At 34.0% G+C, this 13,460-nt stretch carries 10 protein-coding genes; 1 reads left to right on the top strand and 9 read right to left on the bottom strand.

Features of this window, described 5'->3' with window-relative positions; translation table 11 throughout:
- Window positions 1–432: 432 nt before the first annotated feature.
- The 8 genes from KA883_RS03230 to KA883_RS03195 all read right to left on the bottom strand — a co-directional run bounded on the left by KA883_RS03230 (window position 433) and on the right by KA883_RS03195 (window position 10,284).
- Window positions 433–2,175, bottom strand: a complete 1,743-nt coding sequence (locus tag KA883_RS03230) for a pyruvate oxidase (protein WP_046206750.1) — start codon at window positions 2,173–2,175, stop codon at window positions 433–435.
- A gap of 81 nt (window positions 2,176–2,256) precedes the next feature.
- Window positions 2,257–2,943: an LrgB family protein gene (locus KA883_RS03225; protein WP_046206749.1), complete on the bottom strand. Its 687-nt coding sequence runs from the start codon at window positions 2,941–2,943 to the stop codon at window positions 2,257–2,259.
- A complete protein-coding gene (locus KA883_RS03220) occupies window positions 2,944–3,330 on the bottom strand; it encodes a CidA/LrgA family protein (RefSeq protein ID WP_046206748.1) in 387 nt (128 codons plus the stop codon).
- A gap of 326 nt (window positions 3,331–3,656) precedes the next feature.
- Complete coding sequence (gene cidR, locus KA883_RS03215) at window positions 3,657–4,532, bottom strand: cidABC operon transcriptional activator CidR (RefSeq protein ID WP_046206747.1); 876 nt, start codon at window positions 4,530–4,532, stop codon at window positions 3,657–3,659.
- A 246-nt stretch (window positions 4,533–4,778) separates the two neighbouring features.
- The gene (gene nhaC / locus KA883_RS03210) at window positions 4,779–6,239 is read right to left on the bottom strand and encodes a Na+/H+ antiporter NhaC (protein ID WP_080937840.1); all 1,461 of its coding nucleotides are present in this window, start codon (window positions 6,237–6,239) and stop codon (window positions 4,779–4,781) included.
- A gap of 439 nt (window positions 6,240–6,678) precedes the next feature.
- Window positions 6,679–7,653, bottom strand: a complete 975-nt coding sequence (locus KA883_RS03205; protein WP_210139862.1) for an SMP-30/gluconolactonase/LRE family protein — start codon at window positions 7,651–7,653, stop codon at window positions 6,679–6,681.
- Window positions 7,654–7,849: 196 nt separating this feature from the next.
- On the bottom strand, window positions 7,850–9,130 hold the full coding sequence (locus tag KA883_RS03200; RefSeq protein WP_046206745.1) for a hydroxymethylglutaryl-CoA reductase, degradative: 1,281 nt from the start codon (window positions 9,128–9,130) through the stop codon (window positions 7,850–7,852).
- Window positions 9,130–10,284, bottom strand: coding sequence for a thiolase family protein (locus tag KA883_RS03195; protein WP_046206744.1), 1,155 nt, complete (start codon window positions 10,282–10,284; stop codon window positions 9,130–9,132). The genes KA883_RS03200 and KA883_RS03195 overlap by 1 nt, the downstream gene beginning before the upstream one ends.
- Before the next feature lie 102 nt (window positions 10,285–10,386).
- Here KA883_RS03195 and KA883_RS03190 point away from each other — a divergent pair, with 102 nt between their 5' ends.
- Complete coding sequence (locus KA883_RS03190) at window positions 10,387–11,559, top strand: hydroxymethylglutaryl-CoA synthase (RefSeq protein ID WP_046206743.1); 1,173 nt, start codon at window positions 10,387–10,389, stop codon at window positions 11,557–11,559.
- A 236-nt stretch (window positions 11,560–11,795) separates the two neighbouring features.
- Here the strand turns inward: KA883_RS03190 and KA883_RS03185 are convergent, their stop codons facing one another.
- Window positions 11,796–13,355: a BCCT family transporter gene (locus KA883_RS03185; RefSeq protein WP_046206742.1), complete on the bottom strand. Its 1,560-nt coding sequence runs from the start codon at window positions 13,353–13,355 to the stop codon at window positions 11,796–11,798.
- Window positions 13,356–13,460 lie beyond the last annotated feature (105 nt).

Here is a 13,460-nt window from a genome sequence, read left to right as displayed (position 1 = left end):
ATCACTTTGTATTTATAAGTACAAAAGAGTACTTTTACTTAAAACAATATTCACAAATAAATTTAATATGAGCTGGTTTAAAATTATTTAAAACGTAATGTAATCTATAAAAATATTAATTTTTTCATTTTTACTAAATGATAAACTTAACTTGTAACGAACGTTATATACTACTTTTATTCTTAAAATATTGTGATTTTGTCCGTGCATGCTTGCCTGGGAATATGATTCGAGCCTGTAGTCTCTCACTCATATCTTTTCCCTAGGCGTCAGCACGCTACAAAATCACTTTGTATTTATTAGAATCCGGCTGCAACTTGATACAAAACTTTACAAAGCAAAAAACGCCAATTCCTATCATATTTCAATAGGAATTGGCGTTTAATCTTAGTCTGAGAAATTAAAGTCTCTGAATCTTTTATTTATAATGATTTAGAAGAAACGTTTGACAGCTGTTGACATTGGTGGAATTTCATCTAAATCTAATTTTTTATCTTCTGTAATAGATCTGTATGCCCATTTACCATAGTTAATAGCTTCATCTTTTACAATTTTACCAGGTAATGGTGCAGCATTTGGATCAACATAAACATTGACAATTGTTGGTCTATCTTGAGCCATTGCTTCTTCTACGACTTCATCAATTCTATTTGGATCTTTAAGTGTATAACCAACACCACCACAACTTTCAGCAAATTGCGCTAAGTCTATGTCAGTGAAGTTAATTGCATATTCTAACTCTCCAGCAGCTTGTTGTTCATATTTAATAAATGATAATTCTTGGTTGTTTAAAACAAATATAGTCATTGGTAAATCATATTGAACTGCTGTTGCAAAGTCTTGCATTACCATTTCAAATGCACCGTCGCCTGCTATACCAACTACTTGACGATTAGGATAAGCACGTTTTGCTGCCAATGCACCTGGTAGCGCACAGCCCATCGTACCTAACCAACTAGAAACGATAAACTTATTATTCACTGTTAGATCTAAATAACGTGTTGACCAAACAGTAGATGTACCGACATCGATTGAGAAAATCGCGTCATCTGTTTTTACTTGGTTGATTGCATCCATTAGACGTTCTGGACGAATTGGTGAACTTTCATCTGCTTTATCTTTATCCATCCAAGAATCCCAAGTCGCTTTTCTTTCTAATGTTTTATTTAAGAAGTCACGATTTTTCACATGTTTAGCACTATCCGTTAATTGTTGCAATGCTAATTTACTATCACCAATAATACCAGCATTTACGTCAAAACGATGTCCAATATTTTCTGGATTTGTATCGATTTGAATTGCTTTGATATTTTTCTTAGGTAAATAGTCAACATAAGGATAGTTTGTACCTACCATTATTAGTAAATCAGCATCTTGAATCGTTTGATAAGATACTTTAGTACCAATTTTACCTAAGTTACCTAAATTATATGGGTGTGCATCAGCTAAGATACCTTTTGCTGGTAAAGTAATGATTGAAGGAATTTTAACCGCTTCAATAAATTCTTTCACTTCATCTTTAGCATGTTTAGCACCAGTACCAATAATCATAACTGGACGTTTACTTTTGTTGATCAACTTAGTAGCTTTTTTGATGCTACGTGGTTTTGGTGCAATACGTGCTGGTGGCGCAGTGTCCACTGGTGTATTTGTTGTATCTTTCACTTTGTTTGTCAATAGGTTATTTGGCAGAATTAAAACTGCAACACCTTTTTTCTCATAAGCTGTACGAATAGCTTCATTAACAATACCAAATATATCTTTATCATTTTCAGAGATTTGACGATTATAGACTGCCACATCGTCTACCATTTTACTGATATCTGTTTCTTGGAATGCTTTTGTTCCTAGTGCTGTACTATCTGTTTGTCCTGCTAAAATAAGTTGAGGCACATTGTCCATTTTGGCATCATACATACCATTAAGTAAATGAACGACACCTGGTCCACCGATACTTAATGCAACACCAATTTTACCAGTTAATTTTGTATGACTGGCAGCTGCTAAACTTGCTACTTCTTCATGACGCACATGAACAAATTCAATATTATCTCTTTCAGTTCTTAAACTATCTACTACTGCATCTATAGAATCTCCTGGAATACCATATAAATGATCTATTTCCCATGCTTGTAATGCTTTTACTAATGCTTCATTTGCTTTAATTTTTGCCATTGTAAAAATTGCTCCTTCCAAATTTTAACGATTTATTTATTATCCCTTAAAATAGTTAATACTGTGCTTTAACACGATTGCTTAATATAAAAAGATTATGAGTATCGGGAGAACGATTGAACTTAATAATGCAGTCAAAATCATTCCAATTGAACTAAACGCGCCTGCTTCTAAATCAATATCAAGTGCTTGAGCTGTACCAAAAGCATGTGATGCATTACCAAAAGTTAGGCCTTTTGCAATAGAAGTTTTAAATCTTCCGAACTTAATCAAATATGCACCTAAAATGCTTCCGATTAAACCAGTTGCAACGATAAATAACACTGCTATGGCATCAACACCACCCATTTGGTGAGATACCTGAATACCTACTGCAGCTGTAATTGATCTTGGCAACATCGTAACAATAACTTCTTTTGAATAACCAAACATTTTTAATATGACATAAACAAATGCAAAGTTCAAAATTACTGCTGTAATTACACTGCTAAATATAATTTTACCATTAGCTAATATTTTATGACGATTTTGATATAGTGGATATGCTAATGTTACAACTGTACAATTTAATAGTTGGTGTATCCACTTACCACCGACCATGTACTGTTGATAATCTAAGTTAAATAATAATAATACAACGATAATTCCAATCGATGATATAAGGGCAGGGTTTAAAAATGGGCTCCGGTATTGAAATTGTAATTTTTTTGCTCCAACGTACATACAAACTGTCAATAGTATCATTAACAATGCTTTTAGAAGTACCATCTAATCTTGACCATTCCCGTATTGTTCAGCTTTAACCATTTTTTCAGCAATAAAACCTGAAATTAAAGCAACACAACATGTGCCTAGAACAATCATGATAAAGAATAAAACAAAATTAATATTAATCATACTAGCGACATCCATAATACCTACGACAGATGGAACAAAGAAAAATACCATGGTAGCTAAGAAAAATTTAGAGCCTTCTTCTACCCATTTTGTCGGAATAATTTTAAATTGCAGTAATAAGAAAAATAAAATTAATCCAACAATACTGCCTGCAATCGGAATATCAAAAATCATTTGAATTTTATTACCAATAAAAGTAATACCCATAATAATTAATGCTTGAAACATAATTTTGACAATCTTTAGCGCTACCTGCAATACTCATCACCCTTTTTAATACTTTTGAACTGCTGACTTTTAACTACTTTGTTGATTACATGACTAAGTATAACGCGCCATTAAATATAATAAAAATATTGTTTTTTCATAATACCTATTACTATTTTCTATGAAAGCGATTTTACATATTCCAAATAGCTATAACCTATTAATTTGATCGACTATTTTTCGATGTATCTTTTCAAATGACTTTTTAAGTATCGGTTTTTACAGCTAAAAAATAGCGGGAATAGGTTTGAAAACAAAACATTCTTTTGATTCCCAAACTACTCCCACAAATAGTACGTAGCGCCTATCTACTTCTTTTATAAACGTTGTTTCATAAAATCTATCCACTGCCTGGTTGCATAACTTAAATATTTATCTCGTTTCCATATCACACCTAATTCCCAACTCATGCCTGGATCTTCAAGTGTTATATTTTTAAAGTCACTGTCTAATAAACCTACGATATTTTCCGGTAAAATACTGACACCTAGATGAGCATTTAACAGATTTTCAATAAAGTTCCATTGTGAAATCTTAGATATTGTATTAGGTATATAACCGGCATTCTTTGCTGCTTCAATAATTTTATCATTCAAGTAAAAATCTTCATTAAAAAGGATAAAGTCTTCGTCTTTTAACATGCTCATTTTCACTTGTTGATATTGCGCAAGACGATGTTCTTTATTCAAAACTAATTTCAACTCTTCTTGATATAACGGCAACGAATGGAAAATAGACTGGTCTACTGGTAAAGTTGTAATACCGATGTCAATTTCATCATTAATTAATTGATGTTCAATCATTTTGCCACCATTTTCCACTAAATTATAAGTTACATTAGGATATTGTTGATGGAATTCACCTAAAATATGTATAAATTTATTCATATTCATGACTGCAGACAAACCAATACTAATATGACCTGTTTCTAAACCTAGTAGACTATTAATTTCTTTAGGTAAATCTTTGTATAAAGATAGGATTTCTTTACTTTTATGATAAAAAACTGAGCCAGCATCTGTTAGTACAAGTTGGCGTTTGCTTCGATCAAACAGTGGCATATCCAATTCTTTTTCAATGTCTTTAATCGCTTTACTTATTGTTGGTTGGGCGATATATAATGATTTAGATGCATTTGTCATACCATGTTGATTTACGACTTCCACAAAATACTTCATATGTTTAATATCCATATATATGCTCCTCTATATTAAACTTCAATTTGTATATCCTAGTATACGGTTAAATATCTTTTTTTCAATCTTTTAAATCAATTCATCATTTGGAACATTAGCATGATTAACACGTTGACAAGCTAAAGTGACTCGAGTGATCAAATTTTTGTGCTAAATTTCACTATAAAAGGAGAAAACAAGTGAGTGTCACTTGTTTTCTCCTCTGTTTAGATTAAATGGTTAATTTTTATAAAATTCAAAAAATTAAGCTAAGTTAGTATTATCTGTATGCACCTTATCTGAATCTTTTAATTTAATTATTTTAAAACCAATGTAGCCAAAAATGACTGAAATTATAGGCACAGTGTAATTCACAATAGCAAATGGTGCATATTCCATTACCGATACGCCTAGCGTTGATGCAATAAATACGCCACACGTGTTCCAAGGAACGAATACTGACGTCAACGTTCCACCATCTTCTAATGCCCTAGATAAGTTTTTAGGATGTAAACCCTTGTCTTTAAAAGCACTCGCATACATTCTAGAAGGTACAATGATAGATATGTATTGTTCTGAACATGTAAAATTAGTACCAATACAAGAAACAATAACTGATGCAATCAATGAACCAGTTGTTCTCGCTACTTTTAAAATCACTGAAATCAATGCAGATAACATGCCTGAGTATTCCAACACACCACCAAAAGTCATCGCTACTAACGTCAATGAAATCGTATAAAACATTGATTCTAATCCGCCTCGATTAAATAATTCATCTACAAGTTTATTACCTGATTCAATCGTATATCCTGTTTGCAAAGCTGTCAGCGCTTCTGTTATTGTTCCACCTTGCACAAAAATTTGAGCAAAAAAACCAAATATAATACCGACGCAAATGGCTGGTATCGCTGGGACTTTGAACGTGACCAATACAATAACTACTAAAGGTACTAACAACAACCATGGTGAAATTACAAAATTATCTTGCATAGTGCTAAGAATTGCATCGATGCGTTTCGTATCAAAATTTTTATTGCCATACTGCATACCAATAAAGAAAAATGCAATTAATGCAATAATTACTGCCGGAATAGTTGTATAGAACATATGCTTAATATGTTCAAATAATTCAACGCCAGATAAGCCTGAAGCAAGATTTGTTGTATCCGATAATGGGCTCATCTTATCCCCAAAATAAGCACCACAAATGACTGCACCAGCAACCATACCAGGAGAAATCCCCATACTAACTCCAATCCCCATTGAAGCTACACCAACAGTCGCCATTGTAGACCAACTACTTCCAATCGCTAACGCTACGACACCACATAATATAACTACAACTGCTAAAAAATACCGCGGATCTATTAATTGTAGTCCATAATATATCATCGTTGCTACAACACCACTACCAATCCATGAACCAATAACTAAACCTACAAGTATAATAATAACAATCGCTGGCAATGCATGCCGTATACCCTTGTACATCATTTCTTCTACTTCACTAAATTCATAACCATGTAGCATTGTCACAATAATCGCTACCGCAGTACCTATCATTAATGGTATATGAGGTTCTTTTTCTAATACCGCCACAGTTATTAACATAGTAATAATCATAATTGACAATGTAACAACTGCCGACGTAACTCCTAATGGCTTCTTTAAATCCTGTTTTTCATCGTTATGCTTATCTTTTGACTTTAAAATAGCAAACACCTACCTTTGTTAATTTATATCATACTTAAAAATGTATGCGCTTTCAATAGTGTATTTATAAATTTTTAATGAATTTTATCTCAATTAATTTATTGTTATACTTAAAATTAACAAAACACCTCGCCGTACGATCGTGTTTATAAACTTCAATTAACAATTTAAATGCTATGATTTCTACATAATTAATATATAAATACTACTAACAAAGGTAGTGTATACTGAAAAAGCCTGGGACGACGTTGATTCGTCCCAGACTTTCATATTGTCAGTCATTAAGTTAGTAGGAGTTAAACATGTACTTTAGCTCAGTTAATCACTTTATGCTTTGTTTAATGCTTGTCATGCTTGTTGTTCTTGTCGCGATGAGATGACAAAACCTTTTTAAGAAATTGAGATTCCTGTCCCACTCAATGACTTAAAACGCTTTTTTTATCCTACTTTAATGAAACTGGTAGCTATGATGACCTTTTGCAAATCCCTTTGCTGTATAAATCCAAGAACCGCCACCTTGTTCAATATCATTGGCACAAATCACTAATTGATCCGTACCTGGAATAAATGCAGGATGTGTTGAACGAAGCATATGCCCTTGATCGCGTCCTGGTATTAAAATTTGTCCAATAGGATAACCTTTTTTATTAAACACTAACACACTGCCTTGTCCGTACATTGCAACATATAAATTATCATCACTGTCTATACAACATGAATCTGGCCCTTCATGGCCAGTAAAATGATAAGGTATAGAAGCGCCAAATGGTGCAATGGTCACGCCATCTTCTAGTAAATCAATGCGATGTAATCGATTCGCATTTGTTTCAGTTACCCATAGTGTTTTTTCGTCAGTACTTAAAGCTATGCCATTAGCAACTGCTAAATTTTGAATCACAGGCGTTATGGATTTATAATCTGGCGCAACATAATATACACCACCTTTAGGATTTGTAGAGTATCCTCTAAAATCAGTGAAATAAAATCCACCTTTACTATCAAACACTAAATCGTCCACACAGTATTCTGTATCAATGTCTGACACAATCGTTTCTTCTGCTTTTCCTTCAGCATTAACCGCAAACACGCCACCCGAACGTTCGAAATCACCCAAATAACAAATAAATAGTCTTCCATCTTTATGGATTTTAACAGCTGCAGGATTTTCTTTATGTGATTTAAAAAGCTGAGTGACTTTTTTGTCTGGTAAAGTCACGTGAAAGATAGTTCCACCAAATACTTCACAAAGTGTTAAATCTCCATTTCTATTAAAGCATAACCCTTCTAATTGTAATCCTTCATCTGAAATTTCCAGCCACGGTTCTGCAGTAATTGTTTGTAGGCTTTGTTCCGATGCTAAAAGTGGCACCACAGAATGATTCGTGTGATCATATGATAATGCCGGTATATTATTGCCCATCATATTCCCTCATTTCTTTTAATCTTTTCATTTATATTATATTGAACTCAAATCCCAAAATAAAATATTTATAGTTTAATTCACAATGATTGATTGTACAAAAAGACGGAGTAATGAAAACAATGTATCATCACTCCGCCTTTCATATAAAATGTTTTAAAGACACGATTACACCTATTATAAAAACATCATTTAATTACTAATGTGCTTCTCTCATTTGATTGAGAATTTGTTCTGCCATAGCCGCATTTGCGCTCGGCTTTTCTTTTAACAATTCAGCGACTTTCGTAATTTCGTCACCTTGAGCACCTACGACAATTGCTAATGATTTATATTGTAAACTCATATGACCTTTTTGAATACCTTCTGAAACAAGTGCACGACATGCAGCGAAGTTCTGAGCTAAACCAACTGCAGCTACAACATGACCAAGTTCTTGTGCCGAGTCAACTTTCATTAAATCTAAGGCAGCACGTGCAATAGGTAATACACGTGTCCCTCCACCAACTGTTGCCAATGTCATTGGAACCTCAATCGTACCAACTAATTTTTGACGTGATGCATCATATTGCCAAGTAGCTATGCCTCGATACTGTCCATCTTTACTCGCATAAGCATGAGCACTGGCTTCGGCGCCGCGTGTATCATTACCTGTAGCTAAGACAACTGCGTGAATACCATTCATAACACCTTTGTTATGTGTTGCTGCACGATGAATATCTACTTGCGCTAACACAGATGCCCTTTCCATTCTATGTGCTACTTTGGCCCCGTCACGTCCATCTTTCGATAGTGATTGGACATCTATCTCGCCTTGTACTTTAACCACAGAAGCAGTGGCATGGTTAGAAAGAATACTCATCAATATATCTACATCTTCAATTTCTGTTTTTAAATATGCAGAAATCCCCTCTAATATTGTATTTAACATGTTAGCGCCCATTGCATCTTTCGTATCTACAAATACTTTGAGTGATACGAACTGTGCTTCAGGAAAAGTATCTATTTCAACTCGACGATAACCGCCACCTCTTTTAATAATACTGGGATAAGACTCATCTGCAATTTGCTTAATTTTTGGTTCAAGATTTTTAATATTTTGAGATAAGCGTTGGGTATCCTTTACGTTATCAAAAACAATTTGTCCAATCATTAACCGCTCACTAGCGATGACATGAAAACCTCCTGTTTCATTAACTAATTTTGCACCATAGCTTGCAGCTGCAACAACAGAAGGTTCTTCAACCATCATTGGAACAACATATGATTTGTCATCTACAATAATTTCAGGTAGTAATCCGACAGGTAATGCACCTTGACCGATCACATTTTCAATTAAACTGTTAGCTATTTCTTCTGGAATTAAAGGATGTGTTAATAACATATCCTGATTTTCTTTATTCAACCAACCATATTCGACTAGACAGTTTAACTTTTCTTCACGTGATAAATGACGAAAATCTTTGCCTAATGGTAACATCATGCATCCCCCTTTTCTACATATAATGCAATACCTAAACCGCCACCAATACATGCAGTTGCAATACCATTTTGTTTATTTTCTTGCGATAAGATATTCACTAAAGTTGTCACCAACCGCGTTCCACTCGCACCTATAGGATGACCTATAGCAATAGCACCACCGTATAAGTTAAGCTTATCAGGATGTATCCCCAAATTATTTTTAACCGGTATACTTTGAGCAGCAAATGCTTCTGTCATTTCTACAACTTCAATATCATTTATATCTTTCTTAGCTTTTGCTAATAATTCCGTCACTGCATGGTACGGTGCGTACCCCATATAGGCAGGATCACAGCCAATTTCCGCGTGTTCACCTAATGTTGCAATAATTTCAAATCCTTCTTGTTTTGCATAATCTACATCCATCAAAATAATTGTTGATGCGCCATCGTTGATACTTGAAGCATTCCCTCCTGTGACAGTACCATCTTCTTTAAATATTGTTTTTAATGTGCTTAATTTTTCAACACTGCTATTTCCACGAATACCTTCATCTGCTGTCATTAATTGGCCTTCACTATCTGTTAAGGGAACAATTTCATTATCAAATTTACCTGAGCTGGAAGCTTGTGCCGCTTTATGTTGCGAGTCATTCGCAAATTCATCTTGTTGTGCTCGTGTAACATTATATTTTTCTGCTATTTTCTCTGCAGTAATGCCCATTGGTACATTTAGAAATGCATCAGTTAAACCGTCATGCATAAAACTTTCTACTGGCGCTACATCTTCATTAAGTAATATTTGGGGAGCATTGGTCATACTTTCAATGCCGCCTACTGCTACTACTTTTGCTTCACCTAATTGAATTTGTTGTTTGCCTAATATAATCGATTTCAATCCTGAACCACAGACTTCATTAATAGTCATCGCAGGTGTAGTATTAGGTACACCTGCGTTGATACTAACTTGTCGCGCAGGATTTTGACCATTTCCAGCTTGAAGTACATTGCCATAAATGACCTGCTCTATCATTTCAGGTTTGAGATTAATTGCTGACATTGCAGCTTCTAACGATTTTGTACCTAATTCTACTGCAGTATAATTACTTAATTTTCCTCTGAATTTTCCTATAGGTGTCCGCTTGGCACTTACGATTGCTATTTTTTTCATTATTATTCTCCTTCTGAACATGTGGTAAATCATTGTATTTTATACATGTGATTTGATATGATACAATTGCTTATTTATTAAAGAAAGGTGTCGATACACTTTATGACAGTTGGTATTGATCAAATCAATTTTTATGTTCCAAATTTTTATGTAGACATGGCTAAACTTGCCGAATCTCGTCAAGTTGACCCAAATAAATTTCTTATTGGTATTGGGCAAAATGAAATGGCAGTCAGCCCAATGAGTCAAGATATTGTATCTATGGGTGCCAATGCTGCCAAAGAAATCATCTCTGAAGATGATAAAAAACAAATTAGCATGGTTATTGTTGCAACTGAATCTGCTATAGATTCTGCTAAAGCATCTGCAGTTCAAATACATAATCTTTTAGGTATTCAACCATTCGCACGTTGTATTGAAATGAAAGAAGCTTGCTACGCTGCCACGCCTGCAATTCAATTAGCGAAAGATTATATCGCTAGCCGTCCCAATGAAAAAGTTTTAGTTATTGCTAGTGACACTGCGCGCTACGGCCTAGAATCTGGCGGTGAGCCAACGCAAGGTGCAGGTGCAGTTGCTATGATGATAACACAAAACCCACGTATTCTTGAACTAAATGATGACGCAGTTGCATTTACAGAAGATGTATACGATTTTTGGCGTCCAAGTGGACAACCGTATCCACTTGTGGATGGTGCATTATCAAAAGATGCATATATCCACTCATTTCAAGAAAGTTGGAATGAATATGCACGTAGATATAATACTACACTAGATACATTTAAATCATTATGTTTCCACGTGCCATTTACTAAAATGGGTAAAAAAGCACTTGATTCTATCTTAACTGAAGATATCAACACAGAAACTAAAGAACGATTAACTTCTGGATATGACGCGGCAACTTATTACAACCGTTATGTAGGTAATATTTATACTGGGTCATTGTACTTAAGCTTGATTTCATTATTAGAAACACATACCGAATTAAACGCTGGTGATACAATTGGTCTATTCAGCTATGGTTCAGGCTCTGTTGGTGAATTCTTTAGCGGTAAATTAGTGGAAGGTTATCAAGATGCGCTTGATATAGAAAAACATAAAAATCTATTAAATCATCGTACAGAAATCTCTGTTGACACATATGAAACATTTTTCAAACGTTTCGACAACCTTGAATTTGACCATGATGTTGAGCTAGCAAATGAAACAAAAGGTATTTTCTATCTCGAAAGTATCAATGATCATATTCGTAATTATAATACATTAAATTAAGTTTCAATTCACTTAATCTTATCTCACTTTATTCAGAATGATTAATGACATAAAAATGTCTATATCTGAATAACTTTATCTAACATCAAAGATTATTTATAAACCCGTAAATGAATTTTTAATATTCACTTACGGGTCTTTTTATATAAAAGAAAGAGGATACCTTTTACTTCACTTACATAAAGGCATCCTCTTTTATCATATTAAAGTCACTATGTTGAAATTTCCTATAAGAATTAATCACGATTTGTTTCGTTTAAATCTTGTGTTTCAATCTCTCTTTTGGGTTGTAACGATAACCCTAAATATTTACGCTCTTCATTTCCATCTTTATATAAGGAAATCATCATTAATATAACGACAAAACTAAACGGTAAAGCAGAAATAATTGCCGCTGATTGTAATGCATCTAGTCCAGTATCACCACCAGCTAATAATAATACGTAAGCGATAGCTGCTAATGCAAGTCCCCATACAATTTTGATAAATCCTGAAGGATTCAAAGTACCATATGCAGTTTGCATACCTAGAACAAAGGTTGCAGAGTCTGCAGAAGTGATAAAGAATGAAGCAATTAATGCTAACGCAATAATTGATAATACAAAACCAAATGGTAACTCATTAAAAATACCGAACAATTGCGTTTCTGGTGGCATTTTAAATATCTCGCTATGAGCTTGTCCAACATCTATGCCAGTTACACCAAAAGCACTAAACCAAATAATACTAATCACAACGGGTACGCCTAATACGGCAATTACAAATTCGCGAATACTACGACCTTTTGAGATTCTCGCAATAAATATACCCACGAATGGACTCCAACTCATCCACCAGCCCCAATAATAAATCGTCCAACTTTTCAACCACTCAGCTTTTTGTTCATTTAATGGTGCTACATCTAAACTATTAAAAATCAGTGAATTAAGGTAATCACCAGTACCGCTTGTCATCATATTTAATATCAATACGGTTGGTCCTACAATAAAGATAACAATAAGCAACAATGCTGCTAAAAACATATTTAAATTACTTAAATATTGGATACCTTTACTCAAGCCACTCCATGCACTATATAAAAATAATACGGTAACTACAGCAATAATAATTCCTTGAACAACAGAGTTATTCGGCACACCAAATAAATAATTTAAACCACCGTTTATCTGTATTGCCCCTACACCTAAAGAAACCGCAACACCAATAATAGTTGCAAATACCGCTAAAACATCAACAATGACACCAATTGGGCCATCTACTCTATCGCCCAACACTGGTCTTAGCGTTCTAGAAATTAAGCCATTTTCTCCTTTACGAAATTGAGAATATGCCAAACCTAATGCCACTACGCCATAAACTGCCCAAGGATGAAATCCATAATCAATAAATGAAGACCTAAAGGCTTGTGCCATCGCTTCTTTCGTTTCAGGATCTGCTGTTGGCGGTGCTAAATAATGTGATATCGGTTCTGAAGAACCATAAAACACTAAACCTATGCCCATACCTGCACTGAATAACATCGCTAACCAAGATACTGTATGAAATTCCGGTTTATCTGTCGGTTTGCCTAATTTCAATTTTCCAATAGGACTGAATACTAAAAATACACAAAAACCTAAAATTACTGTATACAGTAACATATAATACCAACCAAACGTTTTCGTCACCCAAGAAGAAATAACACCAGTAATTTCTCCAAATTTAGCTGGAAAAATAGCTCCAATAACTACTAATAAGCCTACGACTAGTGCTGAATAAATAAACACACTAGAAAACGACTTTTTTGTATTATCCAAATTTTCCACCCCTCTAATAATAATAAAAAAGACGTTTTATAGGATAACACACTGAGCAAGAGAAACAACTTTATATTTTCAGAAAATTTTATTGATAAAAAATAC

The sequence above is a fragment of the Staphylococcus sp. GDY8P54P genome, from assembly GCF_017892645.1.
Taxonomy (GTDB): Bacteria; Bacillota; Bacilli; order Staphylococcales; family Staphylococcaceae; genus Staphylococcus; species Staphylococcus ureilyticus.
This window is presented reverse-complemented; position numbering and strand designations above follow the sequence as displayed.